Annotated in this window: 18 protein-coding genes, 3 pseudogenes and 2 riboswitches; of the genes and pseudogenes, 13 read left to right on the top strand and 8 right to left on the bottom strand. The window is 36.7% G+C overall.

All coding sequences use genetic code 11. The annotated features are described in order from the left end of the window. The first annotated feature begins 392 nt into the window (after positions 1-392). The 4 genes and pseudogenes from AC1DVB_RS11820 to AC1DVB_RS11805 all read left to right on the top strand — a co-directional run. A complete protein-coding gene (locus AC1DVB_RS11820) occupies positions 393-809 on the top strand; it encodes a hypothetical protein (protein WP_477589363.1) in 417 nt (138 codons plus the stop codon). Positions 810-1,157: 348 nt separating this feature from the next. Then, positions 1,158-2,120: an L-lactate dehydrogenase gene (locus tag AC1DVB_RS11815; RefSeq protein WP_098865043.1), complete on the top strand. Its 963-nt coding sequence runs from the start codon at positions 1,158-1,160 to the stop codon at positions 2,118-2,120. 174 nt (positions 2,121-2,294) lie between these two features. Further along, positions 2,295-2,474: pseudogene (locus tag AC1DVB_RS11810) on the top strand (L-lactate dehydrogenase); the annotation flags it as partial. 78 nt (positions 2,475-2,552) lie between these two features. Then, a pseudogene (locus AC1DVB_RS11805) lies at positions 2,553-3,049 on the top strand (L-lactate permease); the annotation flags it as partial. Between the two features lie 351 nt (positions 3,050-3,400). Here the strand turns inward: AC1DVB_RS11805 and AC1DVB_RS11800 are convergent. Beyond that, positions 3,401-4,270, bottom strand: coding sequence for an SDR family NAD(P)-dependent oxidoreductase (locus tag AC1DVB_RS11800; protein ID WP_477589361.1), 870 nt, complete (start codon positions 4,268-4,270; stop codon positions 3,401-3,403). A 123-nt stretch (positions 4,271-4,393) separates the two neighbouring features. Between AC1DVB_RS11800 and AC1DVB_RS11795 the strand changes: the two genes are divergently transcribed. Further along, positions 4,394-4,837, top strand: a complete 444-nt coding sequence (locus AC1DVB_RS11795) for a MarR family winged helix-turn-helix transcriptional regulator (protein ID WP_477589359.1) — start codon at positions 4,394-4,396, stop codon at positions 4,835-4,837. Between the two features lie 687 nt (positions 4,838-5,524). Here the strand turns inward: AC1DVB_RS11795 and AC1DVB_RS11790 are convergent. Further along, positions 5,525-6,697 (bottom strand): MFS transporter, encoded by a 1,173-nt coding sequence (locus AC1DVB_RS11790; protein ID WP_255294648.1) that lies wholly within the window; start codon positions 6,695-6,697, stop codon positions 5,525-5,527. 310 nt (positions 6,698-7,007) lie between these two features. Between AC1DVB_RS11790 and AC1DVB_RS11785 the strand changes: the two genes are divergently transcribed. From AC1DVB_RS11785 to AC1DVB_RS11775, 3 genes and pseudogenes are all read left to right on the top strand, one after another. Further along, entirely contained in the window at positions 7,008-7,505 is a 498-nt protein-coding gene (locus AC1DVB_RS11785) for an ester cyclase (protein WP_477589357.1), read from the top strand. Between the two features lie 40 nt (positions 7,506-7,545). Further along, positions 7,546-8,127 (top strand): TetR/AcrR family transcriptional regulator, encoded by a 582-nt coding sequence (locus AC1DVB_RS11780; protein WP_057276403.1) that lies wholly within the window; start codon positions 7,546-7,548, stop codon positions 8,125-8,127. Between the two features lie 454 nt (positions 8,128-8,581). Next, positions 8,582-9,043, top strand: a pseudogene (locus tag AC1DVB_RS11775) (M24 family metallopeptidase); the annotation flags it as partial. Positions 9,044-9,577: 534 nt separating this feature from the next. Here AC1DVB_RS11775 and AC1DVB_RS11770 read toward each other — a convergent pair. Both AC1DVB_RS11770 and AC1DVB_RS11765 read right to left on the bottom strand, forming a co-directional pair. Next, on the bottom strand, positions 9,578-9,817 hold the full coding sequence (locus tag AC1DVB_RS11770) for a transposase (protein ID WP_477589355.1): 240 nt from the start codon (positions 9,815-9,817) through the stop codon (positions 9,578-9,580). A 265-nt stretch (positions 9,818-10,082) separates the two neighbouring features. Continuing rightward, positions 10,083-10,478: an IS110 family transposase gene (locus AC1DVB_RS11765; protein ID WP_200964085.1), complete on the bottom strand. Its 396-nt coding sequence runs from the start codon at positions 10,476-10,478 to the stop codon at positions 10,083-10,085. 435 nt (positions 10,479-10,913) lie between these two features. Here AC1DVB_RS11765 and corA point away from each other — a divergent pair, with 435 nt between their 5' ends. After that, complete coding sequence (gene corA, locus AC1DVB_RS11760; RefSeq protein WP_477589353.1) at positions 10,914-11,855, top strand: magnesium/cobalt transporter CorA; 942 nt, start codon at positions 10,914-10,916, stop codon at positions 11,853-11,855. A 571-nt stretch (positions 11,856-12,426) separates the two neighbouring features. Here the strand turns inward: corA and AC1DVB_RS11755 are convergent. Continuing rightward, complete coding sequence (locus AC1DVB_RS11755) at positions 12,427-13,083, bottom strand: potassium channel family protein (RefSeq protein WP_057277292.1); 657 nt, start codon at positions 13,081-13,083, stop codon at positions 12,427-12,429. A 24-nt stretch (positions 13,084-13,107) separates the two neighbouring features. Beyond that, a complete protein-coding gene (locus tag AC1DVB_RS11750; RefSeq protein WP_477589366.1) occupies positions 13,108-14,400 on the bottom strand; it encodes a TrkH family potassium uptake protein in 1,293 nt (430 codons plus the stop codon). A gap of 421 nt (positions 14,401-14,821) precedes the next feature. Beyond that, positions 14,822-14,970, bottom strand: a riboswitch (cyclic di-AMP (ydaO/yuaA leader). A gap of 301 nt (positions 14,971-15,271) precedes the next feature. Here AC1DVB_RS11750 and AC1DVB_RS11745 point away from each other — a divergent pair. Then, on the top strand, positions 15,272-15,457 hold the full coding sequence (locus AC1DVB_RS11745) for a hypothetical protein (protein ID WP_057277293.1): 186 nt from the start codon (positions 15,272-15,274) through the stop codon (positions 15,455-15,457). A gap of 651 nt (positions 15,458-16,108) precedes the next feature. Here the strand turns inward: AC1DVB_RS11745 and AC1DVB_RS11740 are convergent. After that, a complete protein-coding gene (locus tag AC1DVB_RS11740; RefSeq protein ID WP_034307633.1) occupies positions 16,109-17,290 on the bottom strand; it encodes a cation:proton antiporter in 1,182 nt (393 codons plus the stop codon). Positions 17,291-18,221: 931 nt separating this feature from the next. Continuing rightward, positions 18,222-18,596, bottom strand: a complete 375-nt coding sequence (locus AC1DVB_RS11735; protein ID WP_194719526.1) for a Na-translocating system protein MpsC family protein — start codon at positions 18,594-18,596, stop codon at positions 18,222-18,224. A gap of 244 nt (positions 18,597-18,840) precedes the next feature. Then, positions 18,841-18,982: riboswitch (cyclic di-AMP (ydaO/yuaA leader) on the top strand. A 391-nt stretch (positions 18,983-19,373) separates the two neighbouring features. Between AC1DVB_RS11735 and AC1DVB_RS11730 the strand changes: the two genes are divergently transcribed. The 3 genes from AC1DVB_RS11730 (at position 19,374) to kdpA (ending at position 21,711) form a co-directional block, all read left to right on the top strand. Beyond that, a complete protein-coding gene (locus tag AC1DVB_RS11730) occupies positions 19,374-19,757 on the top strand; it encodes a hypothetical protein (RefSeq protein WP_364284445.1) in 384 nt (127 codons plus the stop codon). A gap of 180 nt (positions 19,758-19,937) precedes the next feature. Beyond that, the gene (locus AC1DVB_RS11725) at positions 19,938-20,012 is read left to right on the top strand and encodes a potassium-transporting ATPase subunit F (RefSeq protein ID WP_081109011.1); all 75 of its coding nucleotides are present in this window, start codon (positions 19,938-19,940) and stop codon (positions 20,010-20,012) included. 25 nt (positions 20,013-20,037) lie between these two features. Then, positions 20,038-21,711 carry a potassium-transporting ATPase subunit KdpA gene (gene kdpA, locus AC1DVB_RS11720; RefSeq protein ID WP_477589349.1) on the top strand — a complete coding sequence of 558 codons (1,674 nt, stop codon included), beginning with the start codon at positions 20,038-20,040 and terminating at the stop codon, positions 21,709-21,711. Positions 21,712-21,720 lie beyond the last annotated feature (9 nt).

The raw sequence follows: 21,720 nt of genomic DNA, 5'->3' as shown, positions 1-21,720 counted from the left end.
GCACTGTGACCCATCAGGTTAGCATAACTGGCCTCCACCCCTTGGATAGGCATGACGAAGGAATGAGAGGGCAATTGACCCGTTGAGACATGGGAGGGAAAGCCTCCAGGGGCGGCGTGGAGATGTACATTATATGGTAAAATGTGGAGTGGTAGCTGACTCCTTTATTTAACTATGCCTTCACGAATCCTAACTTATCTGAACTCAATTCATTTACCCGTAAGTCTAATTACAGGGGGTATGAAATCCTGCGAATAAGTGAGCATTCGAGAGATATTCGCATCAAACTGAGGGAGTTTAACAAGAAGTAGTAAAATAGAGTTGATAAAAGACTGAAATTCCTCAATCATCACTGTTTATGAATGGTACAATTGGAAAAAAGAGGTGTTAGTATGAGGAAATTATTATGGAGTTTTAGTTTGCTTGTTATCATTGTGGTGTTAGGGGGATGTTCAAGTTCCTCTAAAACTTCGGGTTCTCCTGARGCAAAAGACGTTGGCTATCAAATAGTAGAGTACGGTGGATTAAGTGATAAACGAGCTGTATTGGATAAAGATAATGTCAAAAAGATTGAAGACATTATAGCAAATGTCAAATGGGATAAAACAGTATCAGTTGATAAAAGTAGTAAAGAAGATTCTGTATTTTGGTTTATAGACCAAGAAAACAAGGAAGGGCAGAAATATAAGGTGTGGTTCAACGAAGCTGGATCCGTAGACGTGCAGGATGAAAAGGAGGTATGGGGCGTTTTGGAAGGGAAAGACGGTGAAACATTATCCTCTATTTTCAAACTTAATGAACAGAAATAAAGAATAGAAAAATATTAAGCTAACAGGTGCGTTAGCTGAAGATTGGAGCTGCCTTTAAGGCAGCTTTTTCTTTATTCAACTACCATGAAAATAAGTTTTTTAAGAATGGAAAAATGACAATACTTAAGAAGACCCCGCTCAATCGTTTTAAAAAAGGGAGAGCGTTAAAGATAGAAACTGAGTAGCTTTACAGAAAAATTTATGCAGTTTAGTAGCCTTTTTAAAAACAAATTTTTTTTGAAAATGGATTGTAAATTGGAAAAAAGTGATGTATCATTAATTTGTGAAATGTTTCACAAACAATATTATCCTTTTGAAAACTTAATGAGATGAAAGGATGAAAAACCTATGACAAAAGAAAAAGTAAGCCGTGTCGCATTAATTGGAACAGGGTTTGTAGGCTCAAGCTACGCCTTTGCTCTTATGAACCAAGGAATTGTAGATGAGTTGATTATGATTGATTTAAATAAAGAAAAAGCAATTGGTGATGTGATGGATTTAAATCATGGGAAAGTTTTCGCTCCAGATCCAACAAATATTCGCTTTGGAGAGTATGAAGATTGTGCAGATGTAGATTTAGTTGTAATTTGTGCAGGAGCGAACCAAAAACCAGGAGAAACACGCCTTGACCTTGTGGATAAAAATCTGAAGATTTTTAAAACAATAGTCGAGAATGTCATGGCTAGTGGATTTGATGGCATCTTTCTTGTTGCAACCAATCCCGTTGACATCTTAACATACGCAACATCGCATTATAGTGGGTTACCTAAAGAACGAGTCATTGGATCTGGTACCATTCTTGATACAGCTCGTTTCCGTTTCCTACTAGGTGATTACTTTAAAGTCGCACCGAAAAATGTGCATGCGTATATCATCGGAGAACACGGTGACAGCGAGCTACCTGTTTATAGTTCTGCAGACGTGGGTGGTATTCCCGTTTTGAAAATGATTGAACGCCAAGAACACTATAAAAAAGAAGACTTAGATGAGATTTTTATTAATGTACGTGATGCAGCCTACAAAATCATTGAAGGAAAAGGTGCTACCTACTATGGCATCGCTATGGGACTTGTGCGAATTACAAAAGCCATTCTCCACAATGAAAATAGCGTGTTAACTGTCTCTGCTCATCTGGATGGCCAGTATGGTGAAAAGCATGTGTACATGGGTGTTCCAGCAATCATTAATCGTAGTGGAATCCGAGAAATTGTCGAATTAGAACTCAATGAAGAAGAACAACAGAAATTCCAACACAGTGCTTATGTCTTAAAAGACATTTTGGCGCCTCATTTTGAAGAATTAAAATTATAACATTAAATAGAAAGAAGGAAGCATCATGTGGATTCAAGATTATAATCCATTGAATAACACGTACTTATCAGCCTTGGTTGCTGCCTTTCCTGTCATATTCCTTTCTATTGGGTCTGACTGTATTTAAAATGAAGGGCATTATCACAGCCCTTCTTACACTAATCATTAGCATAGGTGTATCGGCATTTTTATTCCAGATCCTTACTAGTTGGATCGTTGTTAGAAGGCCAATATGGTCAAAGAAATGTTCATGTTGATACTCCAACTGTAATTAATCGTACAGGTGCAAAAAATATTGTGGAGCTTTCACTAAATGAGAGCGAAAAAGAAAAGTTTGCACACTCTGTTAAAATACTTAAAGATATTCAATCTCTATTTTGGGAGTATTTTAATTTCTTAAGTAAGAAATTCTTACTTAAGGGAGCTGTTATTATGTTAGTAGAAACTATCGATCCATTTAATAATCTTGCTATTTCAGCGTTAGTTGCAGTTATACCGATCCTTTTGTTTCTCTTATGTTTGACGATCTTTAAAATGAGAGGTATTTATGCAACGCTTCTAAATTTATTTGTAACCCTTCTTATTGTACTTTTCCTCTTTAAGCTAGCTTTGGGAAAGCAATCGGGAGTGTTGTACAAGGTACGATACAAGGGATATGGTCGATTGGTTATATCATTGTGATGGCCGTCTGGTTATATAAAATCTCTGTTAAATCAGGGAAATTTGATGTTTTACGCGGAAGTATTGCGGGTATTTCACAAGACCAACGTCTTCAGCTCTTACTTATTGGGTTTTGCTTTAATGCCTTTCTTGAACGGGCAGCAGGTTTTGGTGTACCGATTGCAATCTGTGCCGTTCTATTAGTTTCATTGGGATTCAAACCTTTACAGGCAGCCATGCTCTGTCTAGTAGCAAATGGTGCTTCAGGAGTGAATAAGGGGGTGCTGCGGCAACCCCTTATTGAAAGGTTGAACGAAGGAGTGTAGGAGCATCGATTCTGTGAGACATGGGAGGGGTTGACCTCCATGAAACATTGATATCCTATAGTGCGATCATAACATTGCTTAAACTGATTTTTTCCTATAATTGGCTAGTTTAGCATACACTTTTTTCGATAAATCCCTACCCTTGAGGAGTGATGCCGAGTTTACATAAATAACTGTTAATGATATGACTATGAAATCCTAAGAATTCTAGAGCGATCGTGAGATTGTGTTTAGTTTATTGAGGGAGGTTAGTTCAATAACAAACGTAATAAAAGTTCATTGAAGAATAGAAAATCAATTTATATACTCTAACAATAATTCTTTGGTATCATTCCACAAACTTTGCTGCATAGAAACATCTTTTCCTGGATATATCGGATCAATTTTATCTCCAGTTCCAACATTAAAGTATCCTCCTGTCACTCTCTCATATTCGGAATCAAGTGCTAAACGAACAATGATGTCAGCCCCTCTTTTTGGATTTCCGATATTAAGGAATTCTAAGACTTTTCCCAATACAGAAGATATACGAAGTTCTCTTCCCAGGCCAGTATTATTGAAACCAGGATTTAGAGCGTTGGCATTTACCAAAGTTCCTGAAAACTGACGCACTAACTCACAAGTAAACATGATATTTAGAAGCTTTGTTTTTCCATAAATTTTAGATGAACCCCTCAATGTAAATGGAGATGTGTCCGTCAAATCATATGGTAATTTTAGTTCCCCATGATTTCGTGAGGCTTCCGAAGCGACATTAATAATTTTTGCATTTTTTGCTTTTACCAAAGAGTCCTTTAACAGATTTGTTAGTAGCCAAGGCGTTAGATAGTTTACCGCAATCATCTCGGCAAATCCTTCAGAGGTAACACGTTGCTCGAACCCATGAAGCCCAGCATTGTGGATGAGTACATCAATTTTTGAATAGTTTTGTTTTATCTCAAGTCCTATACGGCGAACATCATGCATTAACGATAAATCACCAAAATAGAAATCAACCTCCGTATTTGGTGAAGCTTCTCTAATTAATTTCTCAGTTGCTTTAGCCCGTTCTTTGTTACGAGCAGTCAGCACTAAATGTGCACCACGTTTTGCGATTTCAATTGCAGCAATCTGACCAATACCACTGGTAGCACCAGTCATTACAATTATTGGATACTCGGGCATTATACATTCTCCTTCTATAAACTTGACATAGTATTAACAATTAAATATATTTGACATATATCAATCATATTCAAGTATTTGATATATGTCAAATACATTTAGTTGCGTTGAGAAGGGAGAACTATGGATATTAATAATTCTGATTTGAGAGAAGAACTGGAGTTAGCTCTTGGTGAACAGCTCAATTCGTTGATTAGTGAGGCACATGCACTTAATGTCAGAACTGCAGCTACATTTGATACAACTTTGCAGCCAGCAGCCTTTTTGATTGTTCGCTGGTTATTTTCACATGGTCCTACTAACGCATCGACTTTAGCTGAATCAACAGCAATGGACCGTAGCTCTATCAGTAGACTTATAGGGCAATTAAAAGGTCTGGGATATGTAAAGAGTGAACCCCACCCTAAAGATCGTCGAGGCGTAATGTTATCTTTAACCGAGCTTGGTCATGACAAAACAATAAAAGCTTTAAAAGAAAAAGGATCTATTTTTTTCGAACGTATTTCAGGATTGACGGATTCAGAATTGAAGGCATATATTGAAATGCTAAAAAATCTAACGATATAACACAGTTGATAATTCTATTTGGAAATAAGAGTCTACTAATGAACACATGACTAAATCTGAAAAGCTCGTGTGTTAGTGTGTTAGATAGTATCCACTATTCCTACGTTGAAAGTCCAAAAGAGTTTAGAGAGACTAATTTAGATTTTTGCAGTGAAAAAAATTGTATTACAATTGCAGCTAATTAAATAAAACTAAGTATTTGAAGAAAAATTATTAATATTAGTATTCGGTGAATTGGCGGAATAGTTATTTAATAGTGTTTTCGAGGGTATGAAGTATTTTCTGGCTATGCTGCAATGTTAGGAATGATCATAGCTTTATTAAGCGCTATTTTCTTCCAATTGAATTTGATGCACCAAGATAAAGAATAATTATTGAGCTAACAGCTGGGTTAGCTGAAGATCATAGCTGTTTTAAGGCAGCTTTTTCTTTATGGAATTATCGGGGCAATTTAGTTTAAGAGTACTGTTTGATCTTTGTTCAACAATTGGGCCATTTAATCGAATAAGTGTATATTTGAAATAAAGCTGCACTGCTTTGAAAAAACTCTGTATATAAGCGTGCGTTTGTTGAACAAGAAGTAAAAGGGGTGATACATATTAAACATGACTAATATGTATCACCCCTTTTTGTAACTTTGTATGATTTTAAGACTTGAAAAATTTCAAACCAACATAAAAATCGTTATTATTTCTCTCTAACCTGCTCCGTTAGACGGTAGGTTATTACCCAATACAAAAGGGCCAAAGCGCTGACAGAGGCACCAAATAGACATACTCCGATCCATCCGTAGTTTGCGTATATATTGGTTGAAACAATTGAACCCATGGCACTGCCGATGGAATAAAAAATCATGTAAGCAGCAGTAAGTCGGCTTCTCGCCTCAGGACGCACTGTGAAAATCATACTCTGATTGGTGACATGTACTGCTTGCACAGCCAGGTCAAGAAAGATAACGCCAATAACTAATGCGATCAGTGAGTGTTCGGTAAAGCTGATTAGGAACCATGATGCTAGCAATAAAACTAGGGCTATGCAGGTTGTTCGCTGCCCTAAACCTCGATCAGCCAGACCCCCAGCACGAGCAGCAGCTAATGCTCCGGCAACTCCAGCAAGACCAAACGCTCCAATAGCGGTATGTGAAAGAGAGTATGGTGGAGCACTGAGAGGAAGCACCAACGAAGTCCACAATGTACTAAACGCGGTAAAAATCAGCAGAGCCAGTACTCCGCGGATGCGTAGGATTCGTTCTTGCATGAACAATGTGAGCACCGAACGAAGCAGCTGCGGATAGGATAGTGACTCTCTTTCGCTTTCATCACGCGGGAGTACTCGGAACAACACGCCAGTCATGATGAGCATCATGGCGGCAGAAACTAGATAGACCGAACGCCAACCGGCGAAATCGGTTAGTACACCAGCGAATGTTCGTGCGAGCAAAATGCCGATCACGACTCCACTTTGCACCAAGCCGACTATACGTCCACGCTCGGCTGGGGCAGCCAAAGTCGATGCGAACGCTACGAGCACCTGAGTCACCACAGCAAGCAGTCCGACCGCAGCTAACCCCGTGAAAAGCACTGTGATGATGGGGGCGATGCCAACCACAATCAGAGACAACACGGATAAAAGCATCTGACCGATGATTAGCCGACGTCGATTCAGTAGATCACCGAGCGGTACTAGCAGTAGCAGTCCTAGCGCGTAACAAAGCTGAGTAATGGTAATGACAATGCCGATGGATGAATGGGCGATACCGAACTCGGTCGCCAGAGAGTCTAGCAACGGTTGTGCATAGTAAATGTTGGCGACAGCCATCCCACAGGCTGTTGCAAACAATAGTGCCATATAGCGAGTCATGGTTGATCCGGATACTATTTGTAACTGAACCGTTTTCGTATCATGATCTTCAACTTTAATTGTTGTTTTTTCTTTAACCTTCACCTTTACCATTACTTACACCCCCCCTTTTTATACTTAACAGTATAATATATCGTTCGGTATGAAATGATTCCTTATAAGGATAACCAACAAAACGTTTTGATGTCAAGTAAGTTATGCAGTTATTTGAATGCTGTCCTTGAAAAAATGATCACAATTTGACAATAGGACTTTAATTAAATAAAATCATAATATACCGATTGGTAATTAAAAGGGGGATTAATTATCCATGAATCAAATACCGGGGAATAACGAATTAACTGAATTATCTGGGGGCGATTCACCATCTCCAAAATTCCTGCAGACAAACGAACAGATTATAAAAAGCTTCTTTGAAGTTGTCAGATCAGGTTGCAATCCCGAACAAGCTATGTTTTTTATGGCGAAGGAGGTAAGAGCACATCAAGTGAATTCAGAAAGCATGGTGACAATTAAAAGGTCGCCTGAGAATTATGCTGATCATATAAGAGAAATGATAGATTCATGGGGGAAATTTAAAATTGAAATTCAAGAATTAATTTCTCAAAATCAAAAAGTTCATGTCAGATGGAAGCAGACAGGAATGCATATTGGAGAGTATGAGGGTTATCTGCCTACAAATAAAGAGGTTATTGAAATAGGTAATGTCGTATACCGATTAGAGGATCGAAAAATAGTGGAATACTGGATTCAAGTGGACAGATTCGGAATCATTGAGCAAATAAAAAAGAATCAAGAACAAGATTAATTATCTAGTGAAGAAATTTTTTTGAAATGAGGGATTTATTATGGTTCGACAACGTGAATTTGATGAGGAAAAAGCGTTGGATGATGCTATGTTGCTTTTTTGGGAGAAGGGGTACAAGGCTACTTCGCTAAGCGATTTGACTGCCAAAATGGGGATACAACGACCAAGCTTATACTCAGCTTTTGGAGACAAAGAGAAATTGTTTGAGGCTGCATTACGCAAATATACAAAGCTACATGCTTCCCATATTCGAAAAAAACTTCAAAACAATCTATCTGTAAAGGAAGCATTTCACACATTTTTTGAAGATTTGGTGGAAGAGGAATATAAAGAAAGTCCGAACAAGGGATGTTTTTGCATTAACACAATGGTGGAACTTGCCCCTCACGATGAAAAATTTGAAATCCTTACAAGGGAGCATCAGATGTATCTTTCGATCATATTTCAAGAAACGATTGTCCGGGGTATTCGCTCAGGTGAGCTCGAAAGCAGCCTTAATGCTAAAGTTTTAGCACAGACACTAGTCGTTTCATTAATCGGACTTACGGTGTTGATGAAATCTCGTCCAGAGCGTTCATTTGTAGAAAATTCTGTAGCGATGATATTATCATTATTAAAATAAATTTATCAAAATTCCAGTTTTATCAATCATGTCAGTCTCCGTGAATAAAGGGGGGGGGTATAAAACCCAATCTATAAAATCGATTGCAGCTGTAATGCTAATTTTTATTAACCAGTTTCGGCAAGTTTTTTTAAAAAGAATGATTCATTATTATATTAAAAGCGTATTTTGATCAATCTTTTTTCAAAACACGCTTTTTCTTCGTTTATCAAGGTTATGAGTATCAATTTGATGAAACTTTATTTAAAGCAACAATACCATTGAGTTTTCACCTGATATTTTTGCAATTAGTTAACAGCAATACTAACTAGGATTAGTAAAGTATTCTTCAATTAAAGGGCGCGATTCTTTAATAAGAATCGCTTTTCTTAATGAACTACCATGAAAATAAGTTTCTTTAAAAATGAAAAATGATAATACTAAAGAAGACCCTGCTCAATCGTTTAAAAAAAGTGTATCTGCTTCAAAGAACGGTTATTTCGCAGATACAGGAATCTCATTTGTAGTAGGCGAAGGAGAAGAAGTATTAACGAAATTATGCGACGTCGCCAAAAAGGCATTTGAAGCGGGTCTTAAGAAAGCAAAACCCGGTTCCAAAAAAAGCAGAATCGGAAAAGCGGTGTTCGAAACAGCGAGACAGCATGGATTCACGGTTATCAAAAACCTTACAGGACATGGTGTTGGACGTAGAATACACGAAGCACCTGACCATATTTGTAATTATTATGATCCATGGGATAATGAAATAYTAAAGGAAGGGATGGTTATCGCATTCGAACCATTCWTCTCAACCYTTGAAGAAGAAGTATTCCAAAAAGAAGACGGTTGGACCTATGCTACTGAAAAAAGCTTTGTAGCTCAAGTGGAACATACGATTATCCTTACTAAAAATGGACCGATCATTGTCACGCTTTAATTCAAGCATAGACGGAAAAGGCGCGTATTCATATAAGTTGTTCGCCTGAAGTAACATATAAATTCGTAACATTTTTAAAAAATGTTTCTCGCATCTAAAGGAGTTGCTTTTGCAGCTCCTTTTTGTATGAAAACACAATAGTAAAAAAGCCATGCTAAAATAAACCCTCCATATTCTCATTTTTTTTGATGGGGGTAAATGTACTATGTCGTTATTTAACTGGTTATGCAGTTTGTTGTTCAGATGGAGCGATTGTATAGCCTTTCTTTTTTTTAGGTATTCGATCATATTTAATTCTTTGTTATTTTGTTTTTCTTCAAGGTAATTGAGCCTAGTTCWTGATAAGGTTCTCCTGTTTTTAAGATGTTGTAAGCAATCGTTAATAGTAAATGGGCAGAAGCGATTCGTCCCTTCATTTTTCCTTGCCGTTTGGTAATCCTTTTTCGATGTGGAGCAATTCGATTATTTTGCCTTGATGTCGCTAATACACATTCTACKGCCATCGTTTTTAAAGCTTTATTTCCTTGTGTGGTTTTACTCGTTTTTTTTACCGGCACTTTCGTAATTTCTAGGACTCACACCAGCCCAAGAGGCAAGGTGTTTAGCTGACTTAAATACGGACATATCAACACCCATCTCCGCAATAAAAGTGGCTGCCGCAGCTTTGTTCACACCAGGTATACYATCCAATAATTCTACTTCCTTACGATAGGGGGACAGGAGTTGATCGATTTGTTTTTCTAATTCTTCTATGGTTTSTTCTAAATAACCCATATGCTCCCAATGGTACCGCAACATATCGCTTGATGACGGCGAATACGCCTATTAATTGCATTGGCAATGTCAGTAATACTTGCTTTTGTTCGCCAATCTACCATTTTTCGAAGACCAWCGGTCTCTATTTTTTCACCATTTAGAATCGCTTCAAGGATACGGCGTCCCGATACACCAAAAATGTCTGATAGAACGGATGTTAGCTTGATATTAGCATCTTGAAGAATTTTGTGAATGCGATTCTGCTCTGATGTGCGATGATGAATCAATTTTTTTCGATAACGAGTAAGGCTCGTAAATCACGAATATCCTCTGGTGGGACAAAATTGCTTTCAATAAGTCCGCATCTTAGAAGCTTGGCAAGCCATTCGGCATCTTTYACATCAGTYTTACGCCCTGGAACATTTTTGACATGTCTGGCATTGGCAAGAACAAGGTGAAAAGAACCTTCGAGTATATGCCATATTGGTTTCCAGTAGACTCCGGTACTTTCCATCACAACATCGGATACCTGAAGGGTAGCGAGCCAATCACTTAAAGCTAAGAGCCCCGTTGTTGTAGTTGAAAAAGTTTCAATAGAGGTTTTTGGCTTTTTATCTAATGGTCCCAATAATACACAGGTTACTACTGTTTCTTGGTGTACATCTAGTCCAGCGCACACCGTTCAATCATTGCTTCCATAGGAGAATCACCTTAATAAAAGGATAAACAATACATGTGACAGGAGATTTGTTACAAAAATTTTTGTATACGTACTAGCAGTACACTAAATGGTTCTTCCATACTGTCACAACTAGTTTCTTATACAGGGTATCTTCCTTAAGGTCCACCAAAAAAGGATCAGCCTGGTTGTATTGTTATGACCATTATTGTCAACGGTTTAATGGGTTAGACTTTATTTTGGGGTAATGAGCAGGGTTTCGTGATAGATGGTGGCGGCGAGGATCGCCGCCATAGAAGTTTTCTTATGGAACTAAAGCAGGATAGTTCCATAAGGAGTTATAATATATTAGACTAATTCTTTAGCTTATTAATAATTTGTATCTGACACAAAGAGGTAGTGTTTAATTTACAAATAAAAGAGGATGCGATACATATGATTCATACTTTTGCCGTAACAAACGATTTAAAACTAATAACTGATATACCATTAAAACGTTTAGATGATTCAGATATTAAATGGTTTTGGGTAGATTTCGATACACCTAATGATGAAGAAGCACTGCTTTTAAAAACTCATTTTGATTTCCATCCACTTGCAATTGAAGACTGCTTACATTTTCTACAGCGTCCAAAACTTGATTATTATGATGGGTATAATTTTTTTGTTCTACACACTTTAAACCAATTCTCCCTTGCACCTGAAGAATTAGATATATTTGTCGGACACAATTTTATAGTTACTTTCCATTCATCACCTTCAAGTGAAATAGGAATGGTTCGAAAAAGAGCAATGGAGGATAAAAATACTATTAATAAAGGGGTTCTCCACATTTTTTATTCAATAATGGATAAAATTGTAGATGAGTATTTTCCAAGTATTTATAAAAGTGAAGATGAATTGAATGAAATAGAAATGAATAGAACAAATCAAGATTTAATTGAAAATGTTTATGAAATAAGAAATCAGTTACTTAAGTTAAGGCGCACAATTTTTCCGATGAGAGAATTGCTGTATAGAATTTTAAATTCGGAGAGAGTGATAGTCCCAAAAGATGATCGAGTCTATTTTATGGATATATACGACCATTTATTGAGACTTTCTGAAATGATTGAGTCTAATCGAGAAATGACGGCAGATATACGAGACAACTATATTTCCCTAAATTCAAACCGAATGAACAGAATTATGAAGACACTAACTGTAATGACATCAGTTTTCATACCCTTAACGTTTATTGCCAGTATATATGGGATGAATTTTGAATATATGCCAGAACTTACTTGGCAATGGGGATATTTTGGAGTGCTTGGAGTTATGGTATCAGTTGGCTCTGTAATGTTKTTTTGGTTTTGGCGTAAGGGTTGGTTTAAATGATTAAAAATAAAAAGCCGATGCAAAAAACGGGCACGATTGTTTAAAAAGGTTAACTGTGCCATATAGAACTAACAGTGCGTTAGTTCTATAAGGCACACAAAAATGATCAATCCATTGCTGCTAGTTGAAAGACCAATATTAGGGGCCATTGTAACCCTTGGTTTGTCTACAGGGTTTTCCATACCGTTCTTAACAATGTCATTTTTTATAGGGAAATCAGGATGGATAAAAAATATAACCACAAAACAACTCAATTTTGTGGTTATTTAACAATTATTATGGGGGGGGCTTATTTTTTGATTGGATGACCGAGATTAGATCATTTCTCACAAATAATGTATTTGCTGGCTTTACTGGCTTCTACTGCAAAGGATAATCCTATACAGCTGAAGGCATCGGGCCGTTGCAAGCCGATGGGTTTACGGAGCTATCGCCCCGAACCAGACTATATCCTTCTTTCTTTTCTTATCTTAAGCCGAAACTTTTCTGAGTAAGTGTTTAGACAATCAGGATAGCAGGGACCCGTTGTTTCGGATAAAATTCGTAAACGGACGTTTCGACCCCACTAGTATTAATCTATATTTGCAAACAGAGCTAAATCCTCTTTATTTCCAATCATCAGTAGCATATCTCCTTCGTGGATAACATAATCAGGAGATGGAGAGATAATAATCTCACCATTACTAACGATGGCAATAACACTAATATTATATTTTGCACGTAAATCAAGCTCCCTAAGACTTTTTTCTGTCATGCTCAAAGGGATCATGATTTCCTCTATATTGTATTCTTTAGAGAGCTCTATATAATTCAGCATTTTAGGGGATAGGAGTTGATTTGCCACCCGTTCACCCATATCTCTTTCCGGATAGATAACCCAATCAGCGCCTACTTTATTTAACACTTGTCCGTGGTTTTTATTAAGAGCTTTTGCAATAACCTTTTTTATCCCTAATTCCTTTAAGAGCAATGTAGTTAAAATGCTTGATTGCATATCATTTCCGATGGCTACGATGACACAATCGAAATTCCGGATTCCGATAGATTTCAATGTCTCTTCTTCAGTGGTATCCGCTATGACTGCATGGGTAACGCTCAATTCCGCATCCTCAACTCTTTCCTCATTTATATCAATTCCCAAGACCTCTTGTCCTGCTGTATGTAACCTAAGAGCTACGCTCGTTCCGAATCTTCCTAAACCGATAACAGCATATTGTCGTTTAGACATTCATTTACACCCCTTCATTTATTATTAACCAATCATGATTTTGCCTTTTGGATTCCTTAATGGATCTGGTTTGCGCCTCATGGCAATAGCGAAAGCAATAGTCAAAGGCCCCAATCTACCTGCAAACATTGTGAAAATAATGAGTATTCGGCCGATAGGAGATAATTCTGGGGTTAAACCCATTGAAAGGCCAACGGTAGCAAATGCCGAAGTAGCTTCAAATAATATCATTAAGAAATCTCTTCCACTTTCTGTGATGGTCAATAACATGGTAATCGTTAATATTAAAGATAACCCAATTACAGTAACTGTTAATGCTTTAAATATTGTTTCAATAACAATGCGGCGACGAAATAAAACTACATCTTCTTTCCCTTTAATCTGAGACCAAACAGTTCCTATTAGGGTGGCTAATGTAGTGGTTTTAATCCCGCCACCAGTCGACCCAGGAGAAGCACCAACAAACATTAAGAAGATGATAAGCAACAAAGTAGGTTGTGTTAAGTCCGGAATGTTTAATGTATTAGATCCTGCTGTTCTCGGAGTAACAGATTGAAACAATGAAGACAATACTTTTCCAGCGTAGGATAAAGGCTGTAACGTTTTGTCATTTCCATATTCAAATATAAATATTAAAATGGCCCCTCCTATTGTAAGGATTAAGCTAGTTATCAATACAATTTTTGTATGAACGGATAAGCGATGGGTATCATGGTATTCGTATAGTTCATTCATAACGATAAAGCCAATTCCGCCTAATGTTATTAGGGCAGCCACAGTAAGGGTTACGATAGGATCTGCTGCATATGGTGTCAKACTCCTAAACTCTCCCATCAAGTCAAAACCCGCATTATTGAAATTAGATATCGAATGAAAAACGCCATAATAGATTGCTTTACCAATTGGCATATCGAAAGAAAAACGAATAGATAATATAAAGGAACCTAGGATTTCAATGACTGCAGTGAAAATCAAAATCCTTTTTACTAACCTAACTACACCTGCCATAGATAAGTTATTTAAGGATTCTTGCAACAACAATCTGCTTTTTAATGAGATTCTTTTGCCTAATAAGAAGAAGAAAAATGTTGCAAATGTCATAAAGCCTAGGCCACCCACTTGAATGAGTGATAAAATTACTAACTCTCCAAACTTGGTAAATGTCGTTTCCGTATCAACTACGACAAGCCCTGTCACACATGTAGCGGAGGTAGAGGTAAATAAAGCATTTAGAAAAGAAAGACCATTCCCATCTTCAGTGGAGATAGGGAGAGTTAACAAATATGAACCAATAAGTATCAAAGCGGCAAAGCCCATTACAAGAATTTTTGGAGGATCTAAAAATTCTTTTACTTTTTTCAAAATTAATCATCATCCTAACTATAAATAAATTATTATAAGTACGAAGAAATACAACAAACATATTTACATTTAAATGCCCTAATACAAACTACTAGAGACTCTTTGACATTTGGTTAGTATTTCACCTTTGTTTCATTCACATTCACCTTGTAGATAACTCAATAGAACATTACTTAACCTCTTGTAAACAAAAGCAGACACTTTTCCTATGTATACAACAAGTCGGTATTACCCCTTTCCTTGGTAGTAGAAACACGCGTGGTTACATAAATTGATTTATATTTATACGCATAATAAAAAGACCTACGTATACATCAGGTTGCTATTTTGTCACAAAAAAGCACAAAAAAAGCCCACTGAATTTAGGTGGTCTTATGACCTCCTTCGCTTTAGCCGACGAAGTTAGCTGACGGGTAGGATGGCGAAAGAGCTTTTTTCTCATCCCTTCTGCAAATCAAAGCAGAATTAACCCCAAATGACTGGGTCCTCCGTATTCAATTACTTGAAATTAGGCCGATTTATTGTTTATGAAAAGTATCTTACTCCTTCAGGTATTAGTTGTAAACCCAATGTCACTAAAAATTACCTGAAGTTATTTGCTTTTTAAAAATTTATTTTTTAGCGAGTCATACTATTGTTAAGGTTTTGTGAACTTATTAAAATCATATTGACTAAAACTAGTTAAGACTTTATGATAGGTTCGATAAATTTCAGCGTAATTTTTAAGAACGTTTTTAATTATTACTATCTTATAAAAAAGGTCCGTATTTCTTTACATTCTTAATTAATGAGTTTTAATAAATCAAATAAAAAAGGGCAGGGAAATATGGAGAAAAAATCTTATAGATTTGTTATTAACGCTGTCGGTAAGGGTGGACAAACGTACTTAACTCAATGTGAGGATAAACATGCGCTAAAGAAATGGATAGCAAACAATGAGGATAAAATAATAATGAATGAGTTAAAGATAACGGATAAAAAAAAGAATCCATTTTTAAAATTGTTTTTCTAAAAACAAAATATCATCACCTGAATCAAAGGTCTTTCACAGAATGGGAATTTGATTTCCACGAACTGTACAACAATTTCTCCGCAGTCTTTAAACAATCATACGTGAATACCAATGTTTGTTTATGGCAGGATACCTTAAGAAGGTTTTACACTTTGAAACTAATCTTTTTGAACTTTGTTAAAAGTAATATTATGATTTTTTCGGTAGCGATCTATCTTTTAACCCTTAGGGAAAAGGACAGATCCCGAATGGAATGATCCCATGTGGATGTATATCCAAGGAGCTGATCTTCAGCTCCTTGGATACTTTTAACAACGGGCAGGCTAGTGGAAGAGTTACAAAGAAAGAGAGCATAATTATATGCTCTTTTGACTTAACATATAGCCAATTAAGATATTTTTCTAACCACCAACATCATAATTGTAATCAAAATAGGATCAGGATCATTTTCCCAGTAAATCCAGTGCTTAATCCAACTGTACCAAAAGCAGAGAAAGTTTCAAATACAAATCTTGACATGTCAACGATTTCAATAGAAGATAATTTTGGAGTTAATCCAATTGATAGACCCCCGAAACAACATGACCATTTCCTTCCAAATTACTTTAGTTAAACGTTTATTATATATTATCTTTTTATCCAAAAAGATATTTATTTCACGCCAACTAAAGCGACTACTTTTTTGAGTGTCGTTCCCTGAACTAATAGAGAAAATAAAACATTACTGAACGTCATCGCTAATAGCAGCTCTCGCCCTTCAAACTCCGGTGTAACACTTAATATAAGAGCAATAGAAAGAGACCCTTTTAATCCTCCCCAGGCAATTACATGCTTCCAGGAAGTAGGAATGTTTTTATCAAAAGCAAGACTGAAATAAACGGCAACAAACCGAGCCAAGAGTACGATTAGAATACTCCCAATAATCAACCATCCTTTATCTAAAAAATTAATACTACTGACTTCTAACCCTACCAATAAGAAAATGAGTGCATTCGAGAGGAAGGCAACAATTTCCCAAAAGGAATCCATTTTTTCATGTGTCAGGTCAGACATCCCGATATTTTTCCCATATGTCCCGAGGATTAAACCAGCTGTAACCACTGCGATCACACCTGAAACATGAAAATGTTCCCCGAGATCAAAAGCACCATAAAAGAGAACCATGGATAGTCCGATCTCCACCAAATAATTGTCGATTTTGGACGTAATACGGGAAGCAATAAATCCGCATACTCCCCCGATAAGGATACCTCCACATACTACTTTTACGAACTCAATAGAAGCCTCAAAAGTGCCTGTAATACTTAAAAAAGTGGTCACAAGGGCAATTTTAAATAATACAACAGCTACTCCGTCATTCGCTAAACTTTCTCCTTCGACAATAATGGATAACCGTTTATTCAGGCCGAGAGCCTTGAAAATACTAAGGACTGAAACAGGATCTGTGGCAGCCATCAATGCTCCGAAGATTAGTGCTTGTTGTAGAGAAAGGTTTAGTAGAAAGTACATTAGAAAAGAAACGATTAAAAATGTCAAAAATGTTCCAACAAATGATAATAATAGGATAGGTTTCTTACTCCGATTTAGTTCATCAATTGGAAGTTTAAGCGCTGCATCTCCTAATAGAGCTGATAAAAAGATTACAATAACTGTTGTCTGGAAAACAGTATCAGTTGCAGCATAACTCTTGACCTCAGACAAACCGGGAATAGGTAGAATCCCTATTATTAATCCAACAATAACAAGAAATGTAGGATACGGTTGGTTCATTTTTTCTGCTATAAAAACAATCCCTACCGCGATAGCTAGTAAAATGATCCAGTATGTAATCATCCTTATTCTCCCTTTCAATAATGCATGTTATACTCATGAACGGCAGTATAACTTCAATTTATTACTATCATTTACATTATTCAGGATTTGTAGTATAACCTACCTCTTTATTATGTTTTAAACAAATCAAGTTTAGATAATTGTTAATAAGGGACATAAAAAATAAAGTGTTCGGAAAAGTGCACGTCCTGAACTGAATAAATGCATTTTAATTAGGTGGTACTTTTTAAAAAACTATTTTTCAGGGGCATTTTCTTTAGGATTCTTTAATTTATAAATGATAACAAATATTATTATGCACACACCTACCACTACCAAAAGAAACATCCAAGTATTAATAAAATGCGAGTACCTCAGGAATGGAGGATGGATGGCCAAGAAAAGATTGTTACGGGATAGACCCAAAAGTTCCAAATAAAACTTTCTTAATGAACTCCCATGAAAATTAAAAAAGCTCAAAATCCAGAAAAAATCACAACAAAAATAGACCCAGTAAAAACGCTTTTTAAAAAAAGGCTGAGTCTTATGAGTAATCTGATTGAGTTTGGTAAATCGTTAAACAAAAACCTCCAATCCCAGCATATTAAGTAGAGGCTAGCGAGACGACCAAAAAGATTAATCTCCCATGAGGCTACCCATAAAGGGAGCGACAGTCGGTGGTACACCGTGGGTGTCGAAGTCAGACTAACGTATGGGCTGAAAGGCACCATAGTTCAAAGACCTTCTTCGCCAGCTATTAAATATTATGTACTTTGAAACCACATTGTTATTCTCTGTGGTGCAGCACCGATTTTGCGATGCATGTGTGGCTAACGGGGTGTTTAGTTTAACAAGGAAAACCCAATGTAATGAAAAATTTGTATACAATCTATTAATCTAAAATATATATAAATTTAACAAAAAAATGATAATTCATGTAACTTAAACAGTATTATTTGATGGTTTCTAAGTACCTCTCTAAATCTTTATCCATTATAAAAACTTCAATTCTTTCACCTGTTTTAGTGCTAATATCACTATGGGAGGAAAGAACTTTACATCCAGTTTGATCTTCAACTATTTTTTCGTAATCCTTGGTGTACATTTCACGAAGAAGCGAGCGCATTTTTTTTACAAGTTTTTTGCCGGAATTGTGACTGACAAGATGCTTTTCTTCCACAGTCAGGACACCTTTAAAACGAGTAATCAACATGTCATTAATTATATATGTTTTTGCTTCCTGTGGTCCTCTGCCTATCAGATCACGCTGGAACTTAATAAATGCTGCACTTATTTCTGCTTCAAGTTTCTTTTTGGGATTTAACATAATGCCTCCATTTTATCTCGGGAATTTATGGGATTTATCATAATACCCAACCTTAGTTATTGTCAATGTAAGTTTACAAACCTATAAAAAAATTTGTAATCACTAGAATTATTAAGTAAATTTAGTTTTTGCTGACTAATTTGGACTAAAATGACTGTATATGGTCGATTTTGAATTAATATCGTGATTTTATGAGGTTTACAAACATTTAATGATGAGCGTAGAATAATCCACATAAATAACAATTTGATATCGGCCAAATCTCAAGAAATTGAGAACGGAGGACCCACTATTTTTGGGGTTAATTCTGCATTTGCAGAAGGGATGAGATACTCTTTCGCCATCCTACCCGTCAGCTAACTTCGTCGGCTAAAGCGAAGGAGGTCATAAGACCACCTTAATTCAGGAGGCTTTTTTTGTTATGTTTGTAGCAAGATAGCAACCTGGCATTTCCGTAGGTCTTTTTATTATGCCTATAAATGAAAAGGTTTCTTGGAAGACAGATCGCACAGAGCGCTGTAAAGCTTGCTGGGTGATAAGTAGACCAATGAGTACTTTTTCTCCAATTTTATATGTTTGCTTTGCAATGCATCCAATAACCAATGTGTGAATCGTATTGATTAACGCTGGAGTATGGATAGCTACTGCATGGCTGCATACATGGGGAAAGAGTAAGCATTGGTCTATTTTTTATGTTTTCCACTGGCAGGATTTTCTTGCCCAGAAAGAATGCAGATTGAAAAATTAATAAGAGAAAGTACAAATGGGGTGAATTGGATGGGAAAAGTATTGCTTGTTGGGAAAGGAAAATTATTCAAATCTGTAAAGGAAAGTATAGGGGCCACCCACACGGATACAAGTAACGTAGAAACTGTAAACTATGATGAAGAATGGTTTAAGCCTACAAGGAACCAGAAGGAATGTGATGGAATAATGGTTCAAAACTCAGAGCAGGATAACTGTGTTTATCTATTCCCTAATTCTCTGTTTGATGGAATTAATCTTGTGAGATTATTTTCAGAGTTCAAATCTTTGAGGTTGTTTGTTGTCACTCATGATCAACAATATTCTAGTCTATATAAAAAAATGGGAGCTGATTTTGTCATCTTCAGTAAACCAGAATGTTACAGCTATAACTGGCTGCTAACAAGTGGAACCTAGTTTCTTTAAGAAACTCATAGGGGGTGAGCACATTTTAATTGTTTGAAATTTTTATAGTTTGGAAGGAGAGACGTCAATGGATCTTATATCAGTTTCACTTACAGCTTTTTCATTCTTATCATTTTTTGGATTTATCCATTTTTGTAACAAAGTTATAGAAGAAAAAGGAGAGTAGAAACGATGTTTTTATTATTTATTGTTGGAGCACTTTCGTTGTATTTAATTCATGCTTTAATTTACCCGGAAAAATATTAATAGCTACAAAACGGAGGAAATGCAAATGGATTTTTTACAAATCGGTCTGGTATTAGCACTCGTCATTATCCTGGCAATACCACTGGCGAAATATTTAGCTAATGTTTATTCCCTTGAAACAACAAAACAAGATCGGATGTTTGGATGGTTAGAAAGGGGCATTTATAAATTATCTGGTATTAATACCGGTGATATGAACTGGAAGCAATATGTAAAGGCACTACTATTGAGTAATTTAGTCATGTTTATTATTTCGTACATGATCATTCGATTTCAAGGAGTTYTACCGGGTAACCCAAGTAAGATAGACAACATGGATCCATTATTGGCATTCAATACTGCTGCAAGCTTTCTTACTAATACTAATTTACAGCACTACAGCGGGGAATCGGGACTTTCTTATTTATCGCAAATGGTCGTCATCATATTTTTGATGTTCACGACACCGGCTACTGGTCTTTCGTTATGTATGGCTTTTTTCAGAGGTCTGACAGGCCAGCGCAGTATGGGGAATTTTTATGTGGATTTAATTCGTTCCATCACCCGGGTACTACTGCCGTTATCTATCTTAATCGGTCTTGTCCTAGTATCTCAAGGGGTTCCGCAAACCCTTGATCCTACGGCCATTGCAACTACATTGGAAGGTGCGAAGCAGAATATTGCACGTGGGCCAGTAGCTGCGTTAGAGTCTATTAAACATTTAGGGACAAATGGCGGTGGATTTTTTGGTGTCAACTCGGCCCATCCCTTTGAGAATCCTAATGGTTTCACCAATATAATAGAGATTTTATCAATGTTTCTGATACCTGCTGCTCTTCCTTTAACGTTTGGGTATATGGCAAAAAACAAGAAACTAGGTTGGATTCTTTTTTCAGCAATGGGATTAATGTTCCTTGTTTTCTTAGGTGTTACGTATTTCAGCGAACAAAATGGAAATCCATCATTAGAGAGAATAGGGATTTCTCAAGAGAATGGAAGTATGGAAGGCAAGGAGGTGCGGTTTGGAATTGCACAGAGTGCCCTTTTTACAGCCGTTACGACAGCAGCTACTACAGGTACAGTTAATAATATGCATGATACGCTTACTCCACTTGGCGGATTAGTGCCATTGGCAGAAATGATGTTGAACTGTGTGTTTGGTGGTGATGGAGTAGGGACGGTTAACATCCTTATGTACGCAATAATGGCAGTATTCATTGCCGGGTTGATGGTTGGACGAACGCCGGAGTTTTTAGGGAAGAAAATTGAAGGCAGGGAAATGAAACTAATAGCCATTACCATTCTTCTACATCCATTAATCATATTAGTTCCGTCAGCTATTGCTTTAGCTACACAAATGGGCACTTCAGCTATTTCTAATCCGGGTTTTCATGGAATTTCGCAAGTTGTTTATGAGTTTACCTCTTCGGCAGCTAATAATGGTTCCGGATTTGAAGGTTTAGGGGATAACACTCCATTTTGGAATATATCCACCGGCTTAGTCATGCTATTTGGCCGTTACTTTTCTATGATTGCACTAATCGCTGTCGCAGGTTCTTTACTTACAAAGAAACGAGTTCCCGAGACGATTGGAACGTTTAAGACAAATAATAGCACTTTCCTGGTCATTCTCTTAGCAACGGTAATAGTTATTGGGGCTTTGACATTCTTTCCAGTAATTGCACTCGGACCAGTAGCAGAATGGCTCACAATTAGATAAATGTAGAAA

It is taken from the genome of Peribacillus sp. P4_D6, from assembly GCF_056401795.1.
Note: the sequence above shows the minus strand (reverse complement) of the source record. Positions and strands in the feature narration are given on the sequence as shown.